Below are 22656 nucleotides of genomic sequence, written 5' to 3'. Positions count from 1 at the left end.
CGTCGGTATCTCAGAGACCGAGCAGTGCCTTCGAGATGATTCCGCGCTGCACCTCTGACGAACCGCCGTAGATGGTGACCTTGCGGGTGTTGAAGTAGGCGGGCAGCGCATCGACGGCGCCGTTGGGCAGGTCGGACAGACCCTGACCCTGTACGCGGTCGGAGACGAAGTCGAGGCCCTGCGGGCCGAGCACGTCGACGAGGAGTTCGGAGATGTCCTCCTGCAGCTGCGAGCCCTTGAGCTTGAGCACCGAGGAGCGCGGATCCGGCTTGTCGGATCCGGCGGCCTGGGTCGAGAGGATCCTCAGCTGGGTCATCTCGAGCGCGGTGAGTTCGGCTTCGATCTTCGTCAGACGAGCGGAGAACAGAGGATCGTCGAGCAGTGTGCCGCGAGCGGTCTTCGTCACCGCGGCATAGGCCTTGGCGCGGGCGAGGTTGACCTTCGAGCCGCCGATGCGGGCGATTCCGGTGCGCTCGTTGCCGAGGAGGAACTTCGCGTACGTCCAGCCCTTGTTCTCTTCGCCGACGAGGTTCTCAACGGGCACCTCGACATTGTCGAAGAAGATTTCGTTGACCTCATGGCCGCCGTCGATGAGCTGGATCGGACGGACGGTGACGCCGGGAGTCTTCATGTCGATGAGCAGGAACGAGATGCCGGCCTGCTTCTTCACATCCGGATCGGTGCGCACGAGGTTGAAGATCCAGTCGCCGTACTGGCCCAGGGTCGTCCAGGTCTTCTGGCCGTTGACGATGTACTTGTCGCCCTTGCGCACCGCGGTGGTCTTGAGGGAGGCGAGGTCCGAACCGGCGTTGGGCTCGGAGAATCCCTGCGACCACCAGATGTCGATGTTCGCGGTGGCGGGCAGGAAGCGCTCCTTGATCTCCTGCGAACCGAAGGTGGCGATGACAGGACCGACCATGGAGACGTTGAACGGCAGCGGCTGCGGAACGCAGGCCAGCTGCATCTCTTCGAGCCAGATGTGACGCTGCACGGGGGTCCAGTCCTGGCCGCCCCATTCGACCGGCCAGTTCGGCACGGCATAGCCGTGCTGGTTGAGGATCCGCTGCGAGGTGACCATGTCGTCCTTGGTCAGCTCCTGGCCGGTGGCGACCTTGAGGCGGAGTTCCTCAGGGATCTCCGTGCGGTAGAACTGACGCATCTGCTGCGCGAAATCGCGCTCTTCCGCATTCAGTAGTGTGTCCATGTGAACTCCTTATAGATCGTTCAGTAACTTTCCTCCAATGGTACGGTCCGGTGTTCCGGCTCACAAGTGGGCAAAGACGGAGATCCTCGCCGAGGCGGCCCTCCTGTCCGATCGGATGTTCATATCACAATCGGCTAACTTTGTTTCAGAATCGTATTACTACACCTATCGCGGGTGGTAATACTAATTCAGGAATTTCATCGTTGATTCCGCTTGAGAGCCCCTCCGGACTGAACCCCGTGCCGTTGGACTCCGCATTCCCCGCCGTAGAACATCCCCAGGGGTACGGAAAGCTGAGTAACGTGTCAGGCAGGACCACACACATCCCCCCGGTCGCACCGGCGCGCCGACTCTTCGGATATGGATCCGAACTCTCGACGGTCGTCGACGCGATCTCCGGCCAGAGGCATCTGGGCGCACTCATCATCGGCGCCCCCGGCGTCGGGAAGACCGCGCTGGTCAACACCGCACTCTCTCGCCTCGACCCGGAACTGTCGGTCACCCGCCTGCGCGGCTCGGAGAACGCACGGGTGCGAAATCTCGGGATCTTCGAAATACTGCTGTCCCGAGAGGGCATCGACACCGACCTCCCGCCGGGTCGAGCGCTGTCGGTGATCGGTGGGCTGTTCGAGCGCAGAGCAGAGGGCCGACTGTCTCTGGTCGTCGTCGACAATGCCGATCTCGTCGACGACCACTCCCTCGCTGTGCTGGCCCAGCTGACGGACGCACACAGGATCAAGCTCGTCGTCGCCGCCGAATCCGCGCGTCCGCCGGTTGATCTCATCGCCGGACTGTGGCTGGCCGGAAGCGTCGTGAGAATCGATCTGGACGGTATCGACGAGGTCGATGCGGCAGCGATGATCAACAGCATCGGACTCATGGAGACCGAGACCAGATCGGTTTCAGAGCTGAGTGCGCTCGCCCACGGCAATCCGCGGCTGCTCGAGAGGCTGCTCTTCGGCCGGAGCCGGACCAGCGGGGTCGAAACAGCGATCGCCCGGGTCGATCAGCCCAGCCGAGAGGTACTCGAGACCGTCTCTCTCATCGAAGCGGTGCCCTATGACGTGCTCGTGGGACTCACCAGTCCGCTGACGATCGACTCTCTGGCAGAGGACGGTCTCCTGTCGATTTCGAAAGGCCGAGGGGGAGAGGTGAGTATGCACGAACCCGTCACGGCCGAGAACGTCCGCGCCGCGATTCCGCCTTCTCGGAGTCTCGAGCTGCTCACCCGGTTCGATGCCGGAGCGGACCATTCGGCTCTCTATGGGAGGGCGCTCTTCGGGTATGCCGCATGGTCGATCTCCTTGGGCCGGGTGCCCACGCCGAAGCTGGTGGTGGACGCCGCCATGTGGGGAAACTCGCGGGGAAGGTACCTCGAGGCCGCGGAGATTATCCGCACGAGCGGCTATCGCGGCCCCGAACTCGACCTCGAACTTGCCCGCTGCGAATGGGGAGCCGGCAGGCTCCGACAGGCCAGGGAGATCATCGACCCGCTCATCGCCGAAGCGTGCCTGGACCACAGTCACTCGTCTGGGGAGTATCTGTCCCGCCTCGCGGCTATGGAGCTGCGACTGACGGACCCGCGGACTCCTGAGCGGCTGCGGTTGGAGTGGGTCCGAGATCGACTGGAATCGCCGACCGACCTCGGACGGCTCGACGCGACGCGTGTCCGGTTCGACCTCAAAGGAGGTCGCATCGCCGCTGCCTGCGCTCTGGCTGAAAGCGTCTATCTCAACCATGCGAGTTCGGTGCGCCATCGTCTGCGCGCCTGTGCGTTCCTCGGCGTGGCCGAAGTGATGGCCGGACGGATCGAACTGGGACTGAGCTATATCGCACAGGCCCGACTGATGTTCGACCTTCCCGGACCCGGATCGTTCGAACGGGAAGACGCCGTTCCGCAGTTCTTCGTGGCGAATTTCATCGCCGGCAATTGGACCGAAGCGCGAACGGCAATGGATGAACTGACGTCCAGCCGGCGGCTGACCAGACTGACGAACGCGCTCATCGACCTGCGCACCGGAAACGCGGCAAAGGCCCATCGCTGCCTCAGCGACCTCAATCTCGGTGCCGATCCCAGCGACATGGTCGACATAGCGGGAATGGCCAGGTCGGCTCAGTCTCTGTCCGCTTCGCTGACGCAGCAGCGGACAGAGGTCATCTCGTTTCCTGTCGACGCGGAGGCCGAAGCCAGTCGGCATTCCTGGTGGGCGTCATTCGAAGCCAGGCTCTTCGATCTTCAGACGCTGGCGCAGACGTCGCCGGGGCCCGCTGCCCCGCAGCTGTATGAACTCGGGGCCTGGGCAGAAGAGCACGGTGCGCATACCCTTGCCTGCCTCGCCTGGCTCGAGGCCGGTCGGCTCGGACATGAATGGGCCATCGGCAGCTTGTCCGCGTCGGCCGGTAGGGTCGACGGCGCACTCGGACGCCTGCTGCGTGCCGCGGCTCAGGCCTTCAGCACCGACGATCTGCAGGCGCTCATCACCGCGGCTCGTGAGGCTCTGCTCTTCGGTGCAGTCGTGCTCTGTGCCCAGCTCTCCGGTGAGGCCCGAAAGCGCGCCGTCGCGGCAGGCGATGCCGCAGTCACGAAAGAAGCCCGGATCCTGCTGAGCCGGAGCCGGCGCGTGCTCGACTTCGACGCCGACGGCGAGCGGTTCCAGGAGAACCTGAGCGAACTCGAGCACTCGATCATCACAGGCATCGTCGAAGGTCGGACGAGCGCACAGATCGGAGAAGAGGTGCACCTGTCGGCCAGAACCGTCGAATGGCACCTCGGTCGTCTCTACCGCCGAGTGCATGTGGCCAATCGTCAGGAACTGCGAGAGGTGGTGACGGAATGGCTGAGGAACTGACCCCCGCATCGGCCGCGGGTGCTCAGGTCGGAGGTGAGATCTTCGGACGCAGGGGCGAACTCGACCTGATCAGTCAGTCACTACAGTGTTCGCAGTGCTCCGGCATCCTCATCGAAGGTGAGATCGGCGTCGGCAAGACGCTCCTCGCGAGAACGGCCTTCGACGCCGGGAACGACGGAATCTGGATCCGCGGGGACCGCGTGCACCAGAACACCGAGTTCGGGGTCTTCGGTCTGCTCGTCGACCTCGATGGCGACCCGTCCACGCTGCTGGGCCGCATCGTGTCCCGACTTGCCTCGGCGCGCGCCCCGAGAGCGGTCTTCGTCGATGATGCCCACCTGCTCGATCCCCGTTCGCAGGAGATCCTGACCGACTTGGCCAGCGTCGGCTCGATCAGGCTCGTCGCGATGTCGCGATCGAACCCCGAGAGCGGGGTCATACCGTTCGCAACCCTGGTCGAAGACCGTGTGCTCCAGCATCTCGTCCTCGGCCCCCTGCCGCGTGAGGACTATCGGTCGATGGTCGAACACCGCCTCGGCCACATCGTGTCCCAAGCCGTGGTCGACATCGTCGACTTCCATTCGAAGCGCAATCCGGGAAAGCTGCTCGAACTCCTCGAATACACCGCACGACGGTCACGCTTCCTCCTGCGCCGCGGAGTGTGGATCCTCGACGGACTCGACACCGACTACGATGCGCGCGCCCGCGACTATGCACGGATCGGTCTTGCCGACCATTCGCCGCAGGAGACCGAGGCCCTCGCGTTGGTCGTCCTCGCGGGGGAGGTGGAGCTGGAGACACTGCTCGAGGCGGGGCTCGGGGAAGCCGCGGATGCCCTCGTGGCCGCCGGCGAACTGAAGATCGACGCGCAGAGACCCCATATCTACGAGGCAGTGGAGAACCACACCTCGGACACGATCAGGTACACGACCCCAACCGGTCGGAGTCGAGAATGGTTCGACTTCATCGACTCCTGCGGAGACGCACCTGCGGACTGGTCGCAGGTGATCAGGGCCGAATGGGGAATGATCTGCGGAGCGGAAGTCAGTGAGTCGAGGACCATCGACGCCGCACTGATCGCCGCCCGCCTCGGAGACTGGCATCGGGCCATGCGTCTGATCGCGGAGGTTCCGACGGAGAAGATGAGCCGGCACGAGTTGCTCTCAGTCGCTCTGCTCTACTGCGGCTGCAATAAGATTCCCCTCGGACTCGACATCTTGGCCCACGCGGTCCGTACCGCATGCTGCGCACAGTTGGTCGTCGACGCGCTCGTGGTCTGGATGAACCGTGCTTCCGCATCCCAGTCTCCTGCCCTGCGACTTGCGGACTTCCGCACCGCTCTCAATCGGCTGCGCGAGGAAGGTGACGGACACCCGGGAGGGGGAGTGGACGCGGCGTTCGGGCTCGACTTCCTCGACCGGATCGCTGCCGTCGTGGCCGAAGAACGGCCGATCACCGTAGTCGTCTTCGACGGACTCACACCCGAGAGCGGGGCAACCGGCAGCTTCCAACTGCTTGACACGATGCTGCACGCCACCGACATGCTCGACTCGGGACGCACCTTGGAAGCCCTCGCGCTCCTCGAATCCGCTCGAGCTGATTTCAGCAATGAAGGCACAGCTTCACTTCACCTGACCATGCTGCAGGGCCGCACTCTTCTGCAGCTGGGACGAATCGCTGAGGCGAGAGAGCTGATGACGACACTGCCGACACATGACATCGCCTACCTGTCTGCTCGGTCCGGGCCGATCGACCTGCTGTGGGCTCAGACAAATCTGCTCGAGGGCAATCTGCCCGGGGCGATGAAGGCGCTGAGAGCAGCGATCGAATCGCTGACCTATTGGAACATGGGCACGCAGCTGGCCATCGCGTTGGCGGAGGCCGAATATGCGGTGTCATGTGTCGGAACCCCCGCCGAGGCCGACGACCTGCACGCCCGCTTCGACGAGCTGCCCGTCACCGCTCTCTACCACGAGTATCGTCGGGCACTCGTGCTCCGCACCACCGCACGAGCGATACGCACCGGAGAACCCAAGTTTGAGCACGAGCTGCGCCGGATGTTGGACGAAGCCGAAGCCGATGGGGCCGCGGCGATCGTCGTCCTCATCCGGCTGCACCTCTTCCTTCACTTCGACGAGATCGCACCCCAGGCGATGTGCGAGGCCGCCGCGCACGGAACCGGGCGTGAGTTCGACATCGTCGGCCGCCTCGGCGCTGCTCTGCGCGACCACGATCGTGCTGCGCTGACGGCCATGGCGGAGGAATACGGGGCGTCGATGCCCGACCTGGCGGGCAAGTGCATCGCCCTGGCTGCACGATTCGGAGCTGGTCAGGACGGTGGACCGGGCAGGCAGAACACGGGACTGACTGCCCGGGAGAAGCAGATCAGCGCGCTCATCGTCGCCGGCCGATCGAATGCGGAGATCGCTCTGGAACTGGGGGTGCGGGTGCGAACCGTCGAAGGACACACGTACCGGCTGTTCCGAAAACTCGGAATCGAGCGCAGAGATCAGGTCGCCGAGGCGATGCGGGATACCGAAGGACGACTGCGCGCCTGAGCTCGAATGGAGTACCGGCAATTGCGGATTTCGGACACGAGCGAGTACTCAGTCCAACTCGCCAGTGGTGACCCGGCGGTGACTGAGTAGTGACCTGAAGGGGACTCCCGTATCGACCACCTGGTCCGGGACGGCTGCCGGCGAGCAGTATGTGAGTATGGACATCACACTGCACCCTCCTCGGCGAAACAATCCCCGCGCTGCGCGAACGGCAGCGACCATCACCGGGCCGGGAATCATTCTCCGCACGGACTCCCCGGACTCGACGACAGGAGGTAGGCCATGCGTCAGGTGATTCGTCGCAAGGAGGTCGGCGACCTCCGCTCTCTCCTCACACGGCATCGCGCCGCAGCTCTCACCGGCGGATTCGGGACCGGCAGGCGGTCGATCCTGCGGGCACTCGAATCCGAGTGGCAGGGACCCGTCATCAGAGTCGCATCGAGCCCGCTCGACGAGGACACGCCCCTGTCCGGGTTGAGCGGTCTGCTCGCCGCGGTCAGCGCATCCGCTGACGGACTCTGCGATCCGGCGGAACTCGCCGCCGACGAGGTCGTGCCGAGCCTCATGGAGGCACTCCGATCGATCTCAGGAGATGAGGACACGCTCGTCCTCGTGCCCAATGCCGACGACATGGACACGGACTCGCAGCGGGTGCTCGGACGGATGCTGCGCCGGCTGAAGTCCGGCCGTCTGCACATCGTCATCACGGCACGGGCGATCGACGACGACAGCCCGTTCGCCTCGGTGCCGGAGATCGAACTTGCGGATCTGAACATCGCCGAACTCATCGACCTCGCGCGTGACCTCGCCCTGGCCCGGTTCGGACAGACGAGGATCGCCGAGGAGGCGGCCCAGGTCGCCGCCCACGCCGCGTCGGGTCGCCCCTTGGCGGTCAGCCACATCCTCGAGGAGATGGCCCCCAGCGAGATGCGCGGGGAGATCGCGCTGTCGATCCCGGTGCGCGTGGGACCGGCCAGCCGCCCGATGATCGCCGAATACGTCGAAGGGCTGAGCGATGAAGCCGAAGGGCTTCTCAGATGCCTGTCTCTGTCCCCGCTGACCCCGCTGCGGCCTCTGGCCAGAAGGCTGCCCGGGTTCTGGGAAGCCGTCGACGAACTCGAATCGCGCGGGACGATCGAACGTCGGGGAGCATTCCTGCGGATACCGCACGGATTCGTCCGTGCCATGGTGCAGCAGTCGATGGGGGCGAGTGAACGACGCAGGACCCACCTTGTTCTGGCCGAGGACTGTGCCGACACCTGGCCGCAGGTCGAAGCCTGGCACGTCTCGTTCATCGACCCGGGGGAGGAGACGGCGCAGCAGCTGGCGGCGCATGCTCTCGGACTGGTGCGGCGCGGACTCACTGCCGGAGGGGCCGAATTCGCCGAACGGGCCATCCGCGTCTGCAACGACCTCGAGGAGCTGCGGGGCCAGTTGGTCGAGATCGCCGAGACACTGTCCGACCACGGGCAGTTCGCCTTCTCTCGACGCTATGTGCGGATCGCCTGCCGGTCGAACCGGGCCGCAGTCGTCGTCCGCGCCAGGACTCTCGAGGTCCGCAACGTCTTCCTCGAGACGCAGACGTTGCCGTCGTCATTGTTCACGTCGTGGAGCAGGTACGAATCGGAGCAGGCGCCCGCTGAAGTCGCGCGGCTGCAGCTGACTCTGGCGCTCTGTCACTGCGAACGAGGCGAATTCTCCCGAGCGCGGGAGCTTCTGGCACTGGCCGAAGCCGCCGCTGAGCACTTCCGCGACAGCGAGCCGCAGCTTGCGCAGGCCGTTCGCGTCCTGCTCGACAGCAACGGCGGGAAGGAAGGATCGGCGCTTGCCGGATTCGCGAGCCTGCAGGAACACCAGGATTCGATCAGACCGAGCTTCGGACTCGCCGTCGCCCACGGGCTGATGCTCACCGAGCACTATGAAGCCGCCACGGCCGTGCTCGACCGCATCGGTGAGATCTGTGCCGCGACCAGGGTCTGGAAGCGGCAGGTGGACTGTGTTCGTGCGGAACTGGAAATGCGGCGCGGCCGCGTCAGTCAGGCCGTCGAGGTCATCGACGGAATCTCTGCGGACGTGGCGACGGACAAGAGCAGAGGCCTTGCCGTCGTGCGTCAGGATCGGATCCTGCTGCTGCGCGCCTGGAAGCTGCTGCTGACCGGAAGCGCGGGTGAAGCGGGGCCCGTCGAAGACCAGACCGCTGCCCTGGCGTCGGCGACGAACAACCATCGCCTGCTGGCCGAACTCAATGCGATCCAGGGCAGATACCTGCTGCGCACCGACTGCCCGGCCGTAGCACTCGGACACCTTCGACGCTGCGAACAGCTGTCCGCCGCCGAGGGCAACCCGAACGTGCGTCGCTTCGACGGCGACCTCATCGAAGCCTTGGTGAGTGTGGGCAGACGGGAGCATGCGACTCTTCTGCTCCAGCAGCTGCGTGACTGCGCGAAGACGTACCCGTCGCGGTGGGCCGATCTGGTCGTCGGTCGGTCCGAAGCGCTTCTGGCCGCCGGGGAGACCGCCGCCGATCTGTTCGGGCGGGCACTGCGGCAGGCCAGCACACCTGAGTTCGTCTTCGAGAAAGCAGTCACTCATGCGGCATTCGCCTCTCGCCTCGAGGATAACGGCTCGAAGCTGAGAGCACGCGAACAGAGGCTCGCCGCCGCAGCGCTGCTTCGCGAAGTCGGGGCCGGGCGTCTCGCCGAGCACCTGCGCAACGGGCAGATCGTCGAGGAACCGAAGGCACCGACGATGCCCGACCTGCCTCGCCTCGGCGAACTCAGCGATGAGGAGCTCAAAGTCGTCGAGCTGGTCCGTGCCGGACTGAAGAACCGGGAGATCTCCGAACGGATCTTCGTCTCCCTGCGCACCGTCGAACTCCGCCTCACCGCCGTCTACCGCAAGCTCGACGTCGGTTCGCGAACCGAGCTCGTATCGAGGCTCGCCGGCAACCCGCGTCTCGCCGCGGTCTGAGCTGATATCCGTGTGGTGCATGAGCCGCAGACGGTTCGTGCCGTCTGCGGCAGAACGCCCCACGGAGACCCGCACCGCCATCGCGGATGACCGCAGTCTCCTCTCCGCAAGCGCCAGAACAGAGTCATCGCGCCCATAGCGTGAAGTCGACGCATTCCGCTAGTTGGAATCGCTGCATCGCCGGCTCGCTCCGACGATGTCCGGCAGCCACAACGACTGGGCCGGAACAGCCGAGCATGGGAGATCACGATGACTGTGTCAGAACATCCGAAACCACTCACCCGGATGGGGGCAGTGGGCGAGGCCCCGCCGGCCCCGGTGACTTCTGGTGCACCATGGTCGGCCCGGATGGCGATGCGGATCTGGAGGAGCAAGACCGCATTCCAACTGGTCTTCGACGTTGCCGCATGGGCTGCTGCCGGACTGCTCGCCTCGGCGGTGATGGGCGCAGGTGTCGTCAGTGCGGTCGAACTCGTCTCCGCAGTCACTGCCGCAGCGGTCTTGCAGCTGCTCCTCGGCCTGCTCATCGGGCTCTATCGCAGTCGCTACCACTACGGCAGCTTCGCCGAATACGGCGGCATCGCGATCATCGCACTGATCAGCGCGTGCGGTCTGATGGCTGTCACCTTGGGAGATTCCCCATTCGTTCTGCTCACCGTGTTCTCCGCTGTCATCTTCATGACCGGCAGCCGGTACCTCGTCCGCTGGTCCCACCAGATCGCGACCCGTCCGCTGCAGGGGGAGCGAGTGCTCGTCGTCGGCGCCGGTGCCGCGGCCGAGTCCCTCATTCGGCAGATGCTCTCCGACCCTGACGGCGCCTATCTTCCCGTCGGGCTCATCGACGACGATCCGCGCAAACGGCAGCTGAGCATCCATGGGGTCCGTGTTCGGGGGACAAGTGAGGACATCGCCGAGGTGGCCGGATGGCTCAACGTCTCCGGAGCCATCGTTGCGATCGCCGATTCCGAAGCGGATTTTCTGCAGATCTGCCGTGATCGTCTGCAGCCGACAGGGAAATGGCTGAGGACGATCCCGCCGCTGGCAGAGATGGTCAATCGAAAGGTCGAGATCGGCGACATCCGCGATATCAAGGTCGAAGACCTCATCGGCCGGGCTCCGGTGCACACCGATCTGGCCGAGATCGCGAAGAAGGTGGCCGGCAAGAGGGTACTCGTCACCGGAGCCGGAGGATCGATCGGCAGCGAACTCTGCCGGCAGCTCTTCGCTCTCCACCCCGAGAGCCTCGTCATGCTCGATCGCGATGAGACCGCGCTGCACGGAGTCGAACTCACGCTCTACGGCTCGGCGCTGCTGATGTCGCAGAACACAGTGCTCGCCGATATCCGCGACAGGAGCGCCCTCGACCACATCTTCGCCGAGGCGAAGCCGCAGATCGTCTTCCATGCGGCGGCGCTCAAACATTTGCCGATGCTGCAGCGGTTCCCCGAGGAGGCGTGGAAGACGAATGTCCACGGCACCCTCAACGTCCTCGAAGCAGCACGCACGGTCGGAGTCGAAACCTTCGTCAACATCTCGACGGACAAAGCCGCAGCACCCACGAGCGAACTCGGCCGGAGCAAACGGATTGCCGAAAGACTCGTCAGCGGATTCGCAGCGAAGTCTCCAGGCACTTACCTCTCGGTTCGCTTCGGCAATGTTCTGGGCTCCCGCGGATCGGTGCTCCTGTCCTTCCAGGAACAGATCAGACAGGGCGGTCCGATCACGGTCACCGATCCGGAGGTCCGACGCTTCTTCATGACGATCCCGGAGGCGTGCCAGCTGGTGCTGCAGGCGGCGACGATCGGCGAGGACGGCTACGTCATGGTTCTCGACATGGGTGAACCCGTGCGCATCGTCGACATCGCCCGGAGTCTGGTTGCGATGTCGAATCAGACTACCGAGATCGTCTATACCGGCCTGCGGGAGGGTGAGAAGCTCGACGAGGAGCTCTTCGGCGACTATGAGGGCACGGTCATCCGCATCCACGACAAGATCAGCCGGGTCGAAGCTCCTGAGCTCTCACCTGCCGATCTGCCGGTCGTGATGGCCGAGCGAGGCGTCATCGACGAGTTCTGTGACCGCAGCTGCAGCCCCCAACCGGAACTCGGTCATCAAGTGGACCGCCGAGAACCCGCCGGCGGAACTGTCCACCTGTCGGTGCCGACCACATTGATTTCGGATGAGGTCAGGCCATGACGATCTCGGACGCGGCACCGACGAAGCCGCAGACCGCACCGGAGCCTCAGCCTGTTCAGGCCGCCAGCCGGGTCCTCCTGTCGGGCCCCGACGTCGGGGAGCTCGAAGAGGAATTCCTGTTGCGCGCGTTTCGCAGCGGCTGGATAGCACCTGTCGGTCCGGACCTCGAAGCGTTCGAGACCGAGCTTGCGGCAAAAGTCGGAGTCTCTTATGCAGTTGGGCTCTCATCCGGCACGGCGGCTCTCCACCTCGGCCTTCTCGGTCTCGGAGTGCGGCCGGGAGACCTGGTGATCACGTCGACGATGACTTTCGCCGCAACGGCGAACGCCATCACCTATTGCGGAGCCGAACCTGTATTCGTCGACTGCTCCTCGGACGGAAACATGGATCCGGTACAGCTGCACCGGGCTTTGAAGAACTCGATCCGAGGTAAGAAGAAGCCGGCGGCAATCGTCCCGGTCGACCTGCTCGGACGGCCCGCCGACTACGACCGGATCTTGCCGATCGCGGCCGAATTCGAAGTCCCCGTCCTCGTCGACGCCGCCGAATCGCTGGGATCCCGCTATGGAGCTGTCACCTGCGGCAGCTTCGGCGACGCCGCGGTCGTGTCATTCAACGGCAACAAGATCATGACCACCTCGGGCGGTGGAGCACTGCTCACCGACGATTCCCGACTGGCAGAGTACGCCCGTTTCCTGTCGACCCAGGCCCGGGAGCCGGTGGCCCACTACGAACACCGGGAGATCGGGTTCAACTATCGGCTGAGCAATCTGCTCGCCGCTCTCGGACGGGCGCAGCTGACCCGGCTCGACGCGATGGTCGACCGTCGCCGGGAGATCCGTCGACGCTACAGCGACACAATCGCCTCGGTGCAGGGGGTTTCTGTGTTCGGCAACGACAACGACCACTGCGACAATGCCTGGCTGACTGCGATCCTCGTGGACGAGCGTCGGACTGGATTCAGTGCGGCCGAGTTGGGAGCCTGGCTGGCTGAACACGATATCGAAACCCGACCGCTGTGGAAGCCGATGCACTTGCAGCCGGTCTTCGCCGAGGTGCCGATATACGGCGGAGAGGTATCCGAACGCATCTTCTCCACCGGCCTCAACCTGCCGAGCGGATCGAAGATGACCGATGCCGACATCGAACATGTCATTGCCGTTGCGACTGCGTACTTCGAGCTTCGAGGCGCAGCCGTCGATGGAGCTGCGCCGTGACCCAGTCCCGTGGCAGACGGTCCCATACTCGAATTCCCCAACGCGCCAACGCAACCTGACACAGATACTCGGAAGAGGAGAAGGGAAACTTCATGTTGTCCACGGCCCGCCGATTCGCGGCTCAGATGCTGCCGAATGGAGTCTCACTGTCAGTCGTCGAAGAGGTCTATTCGACGCTGAACAACCCCGCATCCCGTTCTTCCTCTGCCGCATTGGAACAGATCGCGCGGCATGCTCGCACTCATGTGCCCTTCTACCAGAACCTGAAGGGCGAGGGTTTCGAGGCACTGCCGGTGGTCACGAAACCGATGATGGTGGCGGACCGTTCGCAGTTCTTCGATGAGCGGGTGAATTCTGACAACCTTGCCAGCCGTTATTCGTCTGGGACTTCTGGTGTACTCTACGATTCCTACTTCGACGCCGACCGGATCTCTCATCACAGGGCCGAAATGGTAGCTGCATTTCGGTTCCTCGGCGCCGACCCGTTTGCCCCGACCCTCCACGGCACGACATGGTTCGACGTTTCGGTCAAATCCAAGCTGGTGTATTTCCTACAAGGCAAGCGGATGTACAGCGGAGAGCACGATGAGCAGAGTATTCGGGCGATCGCTCGATGGCTGAGGCGTCGACGCGGCACCATCGTCGTTGCGCTGTGCTCTTATCTGGATGCGCTCTTCGAGGGCTTTCGCAGGTACGACATCGAGTTCGCAGAAGGAGTCATCGGTGCAGTGCTTGGAATCGGTGAGCCCGCTACCAGCTCATTGAACGAACTCATCCGGGCCCAAGCAGGTGTTGATCTCGCTATGAGGTACTCCAATACCGAGAATGGGATCTTCGGAATCTCGGACGGCGCGCTGACCCGTTACAGGCTCAACACTGCGACCTTCCATTTCGAGATCCTGGACCTGGACTCGGACCGCCCAGCTCCGCCGGGCGGGATCGGACGAATTGTGGTCACAGACCTGTTCAATCGTGCTTCGCCCTATATCCGATACGACACAGGGGACGTCGGGCGGTTCGCTGTCGACGACGCCGGTGCGCCGATTCCCGGCATATTGCAGGAGCTCAGTGGGCGCAACCGGGATTTCTGCATCGGCGGTACCGCAGAGGTGCCTCAGAGGATACTGCATATGGGAATGATGGAACTTGCTGACCAGCTCCAGGAGATCCGACAGTTCCAGCTTCGTCAGAACGATATCGGGAAGTTTACGTGGGTGCTCAATGCGCCCCGATCCGCAGCCCTCGAGCTCCGTCTTCGCAGTATCCTCGACGACTGCGTCGGGGACATCATGCGCTGTGACTTCACCTATGATTCGCAGCAACTCGTCGTCGGGTCCGGTAAACGTCAGAGCTTCGTCAACGAGATTCCCGATCCAGAGAGTCTGTTCAGGTCCCGATCACTCAACTGAACTGGTAGGAGTCACCGGCACTCTTCCGGCGACTCGAATACTTTCGTATTTCGCGGAGACAACGCCGGGCTCATAACGACTCCACTCGAACCCGTCATCTCTGCCCATGGCCTGGGCCAGGTAGTACAGCGGGACATCGGCTCCCGCGAGATGCACGAATGGATATCCGCCGCCGAAGCGCGGATTGATGTCGATGACAGTGCTGCGTCCCTCTCCGTCGAGGAACATGTCGACATCGATGAGTCCGGTGAGCCCAGCCGCTTTCGCGATGAGAGCCGAATTCGCCACGAACGGGGCAGGATCCACCGTAACCGCTTTGTCCGTCTCGCCCGCTCGCATCCGCAGCTTGCGTCGGGCAAGGACAGCGGCGAGGTCACCGGGGGCATGGAGTGCACCGACGATATCGACACCGTGTTCGGTGCCGGAGAGTTTGGGTTGGATCACGACATCGTCGGCAGTCGGCTCACCGCCCGATTGCGCAGGTGCGGAGAGCAGTGATTCGGCCACAGCTTCTTCTGCCCGAGCAGCGGACACGATCGCGAGACCCGACGAACCGCTGCCGAACCGGTGTTTGACGACAACGTCATCGGTATACGCTGCAAGCGCCGACAGTCCTGCGCCGTCTCCGCCGGTGACCGTCGGCGCAGTTCGCACGCCGATCGCGGTGAGCATCTGCGCCATCCGCAACTTGTCGACGCAGCCGCGCTGCCATTCGGCGGACACACCGGGGACGAGCACTCCCAACTGTCGCATTCGGTCCGCGAGGTCCGTATTCACATGGAGATGAAGGAGCTCATAGTCGTTGACGGAGATGAACAGCTGCGGTTCGAGGTCGACGATGAGGTCCAACAGGGCGGTCTCATAAGCAGGGTCCGAGTACTTCGGCATGATTCTGCCGATGTCGCCATAAGTCGCGGACGAACTCGTCTCGTCGTTCTCGGTGACGACTACGCGCCCCTCGACGCCGAGAGTCTCGAAGGCCTTGCGGAACCAGTCGATGAGATACAGGCGTCGACCGGCCGAGCCGATCACGACTGTGGCTGGAATCGACGTCATGTGGTCCTCCTGCAGTCACCCAGCGGATTCTGTGATTCACGCATGGGACTTCTCGGTTCGAATAACGGCTGACGCCACTGACCGGCCATCATCGGCTCGGCACTGAAAGCATATCCGCATCATTGGGGCCGAACCAGGATATGACTCGGTCCACACGCGTTCGGGCGGCTTTCCACAGGGCCACTGCGGATCACCGCAGGCTCTGTCGCAGACCGCGTTCGACGACGGCCTGCGAATGTAGCGTGAAGTCCGATTCGCCGAGCTGTCAGCAAAGGTCAGAGCGGCGCAGAGGAGTCCAAGGGCGCTCGCCGACATCACCGGTCGCAATCATCGGCATCGGTTCTACGCGCAGCGGTTACGCAGTTCGGAAGGACACAGACATGGGCATGACAGAATCGGCACCCAACGGCGCGGGCATGGACCTGCGCGACTACGTGAGGATCCTTCGACGCAGATGGCTGCTCGTCACAGCAGCGACGATGCTCGGAATCGTCGCAGGTGCCGTGCCCGTCGCGCTCATGACACCCACATATGAAGCGCACACCCAGCTCTACGTGTCGGTCCAATCAGATGCGGGAGGAACCGGTGACCTGGTGCAGGGAAACAGCTTCGCAAAAGAAGTCGTCAGCAGCTATACAGACATCGTCGGGTCCAGCGTCGTCCTCGACCCGGTGATCTCCGAACTCGGACTCAACACCACGGTGGCCGAACTGCGCGATGATGTGAAAGCGAGCACCCCCGACGGTTCGGTCCTCATCGACATCACCGTCGCCGATTCGGATCCTCAGCAGGCTGAGCGGATCGCCGCGGCGATCAGCCGAAGCCTGACTCAGGCAGTGCAGAATCGGCTCGAACCCAAACGTGCGGACGGGCGGAGTTCGATCAGCCTGACCACCACGCAGGAAGCTCAGACCGCAGATGCACCGGTGAGTCCACAGGCAAGTCTGCTCGTGCCCGCCGGACTGCTGCTGGGGCTGCTGTGCGGGATCGGAATCGCCATCCTCACCGCGGTCTTCGACACTCGGGTGCGATCGGTGCAGGATATCAGGCAGCTCACCGAGACCCCCGTGATCGGAAGAATCCCCCGAGACTCCGCTGTCGCCGACGATCCGTTGGTGGTTCGAGCCTTCAAATACGGTCCCACGGCAGAGGCGTTTCGGGCACTGCGCACCAACCTCGACTTCCTCGGAGTCGGCTCCAAGCGCCGAGTCTTCGCCATCACTTCGCCGAGTCTCGGTGAGGGCAAATCGATCACGGCAGCGAATCTGTCGATCATCCTCGCCGAATCGGGGCTGCGGGTGGCTCTCGTCGACTGTGACCTTCGTCGGCCCAAAGTCGCCGAATATCTGGGCATCGAAGGCGCGGCGGGGCTCAGTGACGTCCTCGTCGGTCGGGTGGAGATCTCCGACGTCCTCCAACCATGGGGCGAACACGGGCTCAGTGCCCTGCCGGCAGGGCATATCCCACCGAATCCGAGTGAGCTGCTGGGTTCCCAAGCGATGGACGCTGTACTGCACGAGCTCGGCGAAGACTTCGACTATGTCATCCTCGACGCACCACCGACCCTGGCTGTCACAGATTCCGCAGTGGTCGGGACGAAGGCGGCAGGCATCATCATGGTCTCCGCGGCGAGCAGCACCAAGAAGCGCGCCTTCACCGAGTCGATCCGCACCCACTTGGCCGTGGGCGCCCGTGTCGCCGGGATAGTCGTCACGATGCTGCCGCCGAACGGCGAGGATCTGTACACCTACGGTGCAGCGGAGGTTTATGGCAGGCCCCCGACCGAGACCGAACGACTGTCGGCCGATACCGGCCCGAGCTGGATGTTCCGACCGGATCGAAGTCATGTACAGGGTCCCGCAGACGACGGCATCGACACGGCGGTCGATCGTCATCCAGCGGCACCTTTCGGATCGAAGCATCTCTCCGCCCCGAAGGTCTGGCCGATCCCCAGTCGGAGCAGACTCGCCGATCACCGGTGCGCTCCGGCCGATGACACGGGTTTCGAGGAACCGCAGACCGCCGAGCTGCCCCGGGTGGGCGCGGTCCCCGGTGATGCGAATCCGCAGAGAGCGGACGAAAGCTGATGTCTGAGAGCTTCACCGTGCTCACTGTGTGCACCGGAAACCTCTGTCGCTCGCGTCTTGCCGAGCTGGTGCTGGCCCAGAGGTTCGCCGACGTCTCCGAGATCCGCCTGCGCTCGGCCGGCACCCGTGCCGCACCGGGGCGAATGATGCCCGAAGAAGCCCGGGAAGTTGCGGGGTTCATGGGGGTGATCAACATCCGGGCCCAGCGGGCGCGGCAGGTCAGTGAGGATTCGCTCAGCGCGGCTGACCTCGTGCTCGTCATGACACGCGAGCACCGACGCGCAGTCGTCGAACTCAACCCGCGCATCGTTCGGCGGACCTTCACGATCCGCGAACTCGCAAGTCTCGCGGCGGTGACTCGCGACGACGAGATCGTCAGCGAGGGCGCTCTTCCGTCAGCGGACCGGGCGACGCGTCTGCGGGCCGCGGTCGGAGCGGCGGTGCGACGGCGCAGTCGCAGACGCGCACCGGATCTTCCCACAGATGATGACGTGATCGACCCGTATGGGTGCGATCGGGACATCTATGCGCTCGCGGCTCTGCAGCTCGCCCCAGCGGTCGAAGGCGTGGCAGTCCTGTTCCAGAGGGCACTCAACCTCGGTGAGGAGGAATGATGGACGAGATCGAGCAGCAGCCGGCAGCCACTCGCGCGCGCCGAATGAATACCCGTACGCAACGACGCCCTTACGACACCGTGAAACGAGGGATCGATGTCTGCCTCAGCGTATTCGGGCTGATCATCACAGCACCCCTGCAAGCGGTCGTCGCCGTTGTCGTGCTCGTCGTCCATGGCAGGCCCGTGCTCTTCAGGCAGCCTCGTCCCGGGCGCGGAGGGAAGGTGTTCGACATTCTGAAGTTCCGAACCATGCTGCATCCGGACGCCGACCGTATCACCGATGGACAGCGACTGACCCGGCTCGGCCGGTTCCTGCGGGCGTCGAGCCTCGACGAACTGCCTTCGCTGTGGAACGTCGCCTGCGGCGAGATGAGTCTCGTCGGACCGCGACCGCTGCGGGTGGAGTATCTTGACCGGTACACGCCTGAACAGTCCCGGCGACACGAGGCGCTGCCCGGAATCACCGGTTTGGCGCAGGTTCGTGGCCGCAACGACCTCGACTGGGACGACAAATTCCGACTCGATGTGGAATACGTCGACACCCGGTGTCTGAGACTCGACCTGCTCATTCTCCTGCAGACAGTGCAGACCGTGCTCGGACGGCAGGGCATCAGCAAGGGCGGCTTCGACACGATGCCCACGTTCACCGGAGAGAGGAACGCGGGCAATGGAGATTCGTAGCAGACTCGGGGGAGCGAAGCTCGCGGCCGTTGTCCTGGTCAGCGCGCAGATGGTCGCTGCAGGTGGAGCGGTGGCGGTGAACCTGCTGGCAGCCTTCGTGCTGAGCCCGTCGGGACGCGGAGATCTCGCCTTTGCCCTGCAGCTCGCGTACTTCCTCTCCGTGTTCGCGATCATGGGTCTCGAGCGGCCCTTCATCGCCGCTCGGTCCGGAGGCTTCGGCACCGAATACCGAGTCTTCGCCCGAATGGTGACGCCGGGGACTCTCTGCATCCTTCCGATCGTGGTCCTCGCAGCGATGGTGTCACCGTTCAGCACCACATGGCTGTGGATGGGCGTCATCGCAATCGCAGGATATGTTGCACTCAATTCGCTGGTGCGTGCGCTGCGCGTCGCCTATGTCTGCAGCCGGGAATGGAAGTGGTTCACCGTCAACGCGGTCGCCACCCAGGTGATCATCGTGGTCGGTGCCGCATTGCTGGTGCTGCTGCGTATGGACGACCCGGTGGTGTGGATGTGGGCATATGCCGCATCGGCGCTTCCTGCCGTCGCTCTTCTGTTCCTCGCGCCGCGCGGGTGGAAGCAGTCGGCACCCTCCCGGGCGGAGAGCCGGGGGCTGCGCCGCCGCGGCTGGGTTCTGCTCCCCTCAGACTTCAGCAACACCGCGATGCTGCGCTCGGACCGACTGCTGCTTCCAATGCTGAGCAGTTCGGCGGAGCTCGGCCTGTATGTCACCGTCGCCACAGTTCTCGAGATGGCGACGTGGCCGGTGCAGCAGTGGGTTGACGCTTCTCTGCGCAGCTGGTCGAAGTCGTTCTCGTCGGGCCCGCTCCCAGTCCTCCGTGTCATCGTCCGAAGCGTCCTTCTGCTGATCGTCTTCGCGGCAGTGCTGGCGGGTGCGGCCTTCGCCATGATCATCTTCGTGCTTCCCGAGTCCTATCGGCCGGCGACCGCAGTGATCGTTCCCTTGGCGGCCTCAGCTGTCGTATTCGGACTGACTCGCGTCCAGCAGGGTCTGCTCATTGCCTTGGACGCGCCGGGACGGGTCTCGATCGTCGAAATCGTCGGCACGGCCGCCTCGGTGCTCGCCTATCTCACGCTGATTCCGCCCTACGGCATGCTCGGTGCAGCCTACGGGTCGATCATCGGGTACTCCGTCTGTGCCGCAGCAGGTGCGTACGCACTCATCCGAGTGCTCAGGAGCAGACCCGAATCTTCGGCTTGCGACGGGCTCGCCGAGGATGCGAATAACAGCGATCCACGATCGGCCGCGGAAGCGGATGTGACGGCCATGGCCGACACAGCCATGAGCGACGCCATCCATCGACACTCAGACACAACGAGGAAGTGACCCCATGGACGTATTGATGATCGCCCACTTCACCGGCGGCGGAAGACGGCCGGATGACCGGTTCGACACCTTGGCCGGCATTCTCGCCCGTCGGGGAGCCGAGGTCGAGCTGGTCACTTCGTCGTTCCACCATCTGTCCAAGAAGCATCGGGACCCTTCCGACGGGGAGACTCAGCTCTTCGTGACCACCTACGTCTCTGAACCTGCCTATCGGACCAACGTCTCCATGCGTCGTCTTCTCAGCCACCGGGCCCTCGGTCGGAACCTCAAGGAATATCTGCGGCACCGACGGGTGCCCGACGTCGTCTACTGCGCCGTGCCCTCGCTCGAAGCCGCGCACGCTGCGACCGAATTCGCCGCAAGAAACGGTGTGCGACTCATCCTCGATGTGCAGGATCTGTGGCCCGAAGCCTTCGAACTCGTGCTCAGACCACATTGGGCCGGACGTTCCGTGCTCGCACCGCTGCGCAGAACAGCTGAACGGATCTATCGTGCTGCAGACTCAGTGGTCACTGTCTCCGAGACCTACTCGAATCGCGTTGCTGAGGCTCGCGGGGACGCGGCCGGGGTGACGACCGTCTATCTCGGCACCGACCTGCAGCGCTTCGACAGTTTCGGCGCGAACCGACCGACCGACGACGGATACATCGAACTTGCATACGTCGGCACCCTGGGGCACAGCTACGACCTGCCGACGGTATTCGAAGCACTTCGCATACTGAAGCGTGCAGGAAAGCGCATGCGCCTGCATGTGATGGGCACGGGACCGTTCGAGACCCAATGGCGCGGGGAAACTGCCGATCTGCTCGAAGAGGTCATCTTCTACGGCAGACTCGAGTATCCGGAGATGGTCGCACGTCTGCGAGGATGCGATATCGCGGTCAATCCCATCGTTGCGGGAGCCGCACAGTCCATCACCAACAAGATCGGCGACTACGCTGCGGCAGGGCTGCCGGTCGTCAACTCTCAGGAATGCCCCGAGTATCGGGACCTGCTCGTCGCCTACGGAGCAGGAATCAGTTGTGAACCGACGGCGGAAGCCGTCGCCGCAGCGCTGGTGGAACTGGCCCAAGACCGAAATCTGGTGGAACGCGGTATGGGGTCACGACGGATGGCCGAGGAGCGCTTCGATCGGGCGGTGACCTATGAACGCCTCGGCGGGGTGGTCCTCGATGCGACCTGAGTCAGCAGCTGCTCACCGCATGAGTTCGACTCGAAGCGGAGTCGGCGGGCTTCTGCTCATACTTCTCCTGGTCGCAATCGTGCCGGTGGCTGTGGTGGTGGCATTCGGAGTCCCGGTGCCGTTCATGGTGGCGGTGGGCATCGGCTATATGCTGCAGTTGCTGGTCATCGTCGTCGCGGCCTTCCACTGGCGAGTTCAGCCAAGGGATCCGTGGATCGCGATTGCCATCGTCTACGGAATCATGCAGGCGACCACTCTGGTTTCTGTGGGCATGAGGTACGGAATCTATGACGTTCTGGACCTGCTCGGAGCGGCCGCTGGGATCATCGGAATCCTTGTCTTCGCCGGCCTGGTCCAGGCGCTGCACCCGAGTGAGCACGACTTGCACACCTTTCTCGGCGGATTTCTGTGGCTCACGTTCATCGCCATCATCGTCAACTTCGTGCAGCACGCATCCGACATTCCTCTGATGTTCAGCGCCGACTCGAGTTACCAGTTCGAGTTCGCCAGCTTCTTCGCCAACCGCAATCAGTTCGGATACTTCCTGTTCCTCGGCCTCGTCGCCCATATGCTGTACCTCCATGCCCGACGCTGTCGCGCGCACAACATCGGTCTCTTCGCCCTGCAGATCGCCTCGCTGTTTCTGACCATGTCGCGGGGATCGATTGCCGCCTCACTCATCTTCCTCACCGTCTTCGCCGTGCTCAGGCTCCGGACCAAACCGAAGTACTTCGCTTCTTTCCTCGCCGTCGGCGGAATCGGTGCCGCGGTCGTAGTCACCACCGGAGTCGGAGACAAACTCGAAGAACTCATTCTGAGACCGGACGCCGCGTTGGCGGGCCGCGACGTCGTCTGGTCGATCGGACTCGACATCTGGCGAGAGCACGGGATCCTGCTCGGCAGCGGAAGCTTCCGCGGCGTCATGTTCGCTCAGGAGAGGGGAATGCCCTATGAGGAATTCCACAGCTTCTTCGTCGAATCGTTGGTCGGCGGAGGAATGGTCGAGCTGATCCTGATGCTGCTGATCCTCGGGTTGGCCTGGCGCAGGGTCGTCCGATCACACCTCGACGTCGGACGTCGACATGTCCTCTACGCCTCGGCAGTTGGGGTCATGGGTCTGTCCTGCGTCGAAAGCGTCTCCTTCTTCACCGTCGGCCTCGTGGGCACACTCTTCACGATCTTCTTCGTCTCTCTGCCGATTCTGTATGCTGGCCTCCCGCCTGCAGCTGTCCGCCAGTCTGCACGAGGACAGTCGGAAATCGACGCGGCGAACTGAACGACG

14 protein-coding genes are annotated in these 22656 nt (G+C 63.8%); 12 read left to right on the top strand and 2 right to left on the bottom strand.

The window, feature by feature from the left end; genetic code table 11:
• Positions 1-10 precede the first annotated feature (10 nt).
• A complete protein-coding gene (locus GUY30_RS16350; protein WP_167199895.1) occupies positions 11-1204 on the bottom strand; it encodes an acyl-CoA dehydrogenase family protein in 1194 nt (397 codons plus the stop codon).
• 2081 nt (positions 1205-3285) lie between these two features.
• Between GUY30_RS16350 and GUY30_RS18225 the strand changes: the two genes are divergently transcribed.
• From GUY30_RS18225 to GUY30_RS16320, 6 genes are all read left to right on the top strand, one after another.
• Positions 3286-4053 carry a helix-turn-helix transcriptional regulator gene (locus GUY30_RS18225; protein ID WP_407645315.1) on the top strand — a complete coding sequence of 256 codons (768 nt, stop codon included), beginning with the start codon at positions 3286-3288 and terminating at the stop codon, positions 4051-4053.
• Positions 4038-6611 carry a LuxR family transcriptional regulator gene (locus GUY30_RS16340; protein WP_167199889.1) on the top strand — a complete coding sequence of 858 codons (2574 nt, stop codon included), beginning with the start codon at positions 4038-4040 and terminating at the stop codon, positions 6609-6611. Before GUY30_RS18225 ends, GUY30_RS16340 begins: the two co-directional genes overlap by 16 nt.
• A 282-nt stretch (positions 6612-6893) precedes the next feature.
• The gene (locus tag GUY30_RS16335; RefSeq protein WP_167199886.1) at positions 6894-9581 is read left to right on the top strand and encodes a LuxR C-terminal-related transcriptional regulator; all 2688 of its coding nucleotides are present in this window, start codon (positions 6894-6896) and stop codon (positions 9579-9581) included.
• Positions 9582-9830: 249 nt separating this feature from the next.
• On the top strand, positions 9831-11777 hold the full coding sequence (locus GUY30_RS16330; RefSeq protein WP_167199883.1) for a nucleoside-diphosphate sugar epimerase/dehydratase: 1947 nt from the start codon (positions 9831-9833) through the stop codon (positions 11775-11777).
• Positions 11774-12994 (top strand): DegT/DnrJ/EryC1/StrS family aminotransferase, encoded by a 1221-nt coding sequence (locus GUY30_RS16325; protein WP_167199880.1) that lies wholly within the window; start codon positions 11774-11776, stop codon positions 12992-12994. Before GUY30_RS16330 ends, GUY30_RS16325 begins: the two co-directional genes overlap by 4 nt.
• 92 nt (positions 12995-13086) lie before the next feature.
• On the top strand, positions 13087-14403 hold the full coding sequence (locus GUY30_RS16320) for a phenylacetate--CoA ligase family protein (RefSeq protein ID WP_167199877.1): 1317 nt from the start codon (positions 13087-13089) through the stop codon (positions 14401-14403).
• Here the strand turns inward: GUY30_RS16320 and GUY30_RS16315 are convergent.
• Entirely contained in the window at positions 14392-15459 is a 1068-nt protein-coding gene (locus GUY30_RS16315) for an ATP-grasp domain-containing protein (RefSeq protein WP_167199874.1), read from the bottom strand. The genes GUY30_RS16320 and GUY30_RS16315 overlap by 12 nt on opposite strands.
• A 380-nt stretch (positions 15460-15839) precedes the next feature.
• On the opposite strand from GUY30_RS16315, the gene GUY30_RS16310 reads away from it, so the two are divergent.
• Genes GUY30_RS16310 through GUY30_RS16285 form a run of 6 tightly spaced genes read left to right on the top strand, consistent with a single transcriptional unit; the run spans position 15840 to position 22650 of the window.
• Positions 15840-17546, top strand: coding sequence for a tyrosine-protein kinase domain-containing protein (locus GUY30_RS16310; RefSeq protein ID WP_167199871.1), 1707 nt, complete (start codon positions 15840-15842; stop codon positions 17544-17546).
• A complete protein-coding gene (locus GUY30_RS16305; protein ID WP_167199868.1) occupies positions 17546-18160 on the top strand; it encodes an arsenate reductase/protein-tyrosine-phosphatase family protein in 615 nt (204 codons plus the stop codon). The genes GUY30_RS16310 and GUY30_RS16305 overlap by 1 nt, the downstream gene beginning before the upstream one ends.
• Entirely contained in the window at positions 18160-18843 is a 684-nt protein-coding gene (locus GUY30_RS16300; RefSeq protein WP_323127760.1) for a sugar transferase, read from the top strand. Before GUY30_RS16305 ends, GUY30_RS16300 begins: the two co-directional genes overlap by 1 nt.
• The gene (locus GUY30_RS16295) at positions 18830-20191 is read left to right on the top strand and encodes a lipopolysaccharide biosynthesis protein (protein ID WP_167199865.1); all 1362 of its coding nucleotides are present in this window, start codon (positions 18830-18832) and stop codon (positions 20189-20191) included. The genes GUY30_RS16300 and GUY30_RS16295 overlap by 14 nt, the downstream gene beginning before the upstream one ends.
• Positions 20192-20195: 4 nt before the next feature.
• Positions 20196-21374: a glycosyltransferase family 4 protein gene (locus GUY30_RS16290; protein ID WP_167199862.1), complete on the top strand. Its 1179-nt coding sequence runs from the start codon at positions 20196-20198 to the stop codon at positions 21372-21374.
• 19 nt (positions 21375-21393) lie between these two features.
• Complete coding sequence (locus tag GUY30_RS16285) at positions 21394-22650, top strand: O-antigen ligase family protein (protein WP_167199859.1); 1257 nt, start codon at positions 21394-21396, stop codon at positions 22648-22650.
• Positions 22651-22656: the final 6 nt, after the last annotated feature.

The sequence above is a fragment of the Brevibacterium pigmentatum genome (assembly GCF_011617465.1).
Taxonomy (GTDB): domain Bacteria; phylum Actinomycetota; class Actinomycetes; order Actinomycetales; family Brevibacteriaceae; genus Brevibacterium; species Brevibacterium pigmentatum.
This window is presented reverse-complemented; position numbering and strand designations above follow the sequence as displayed.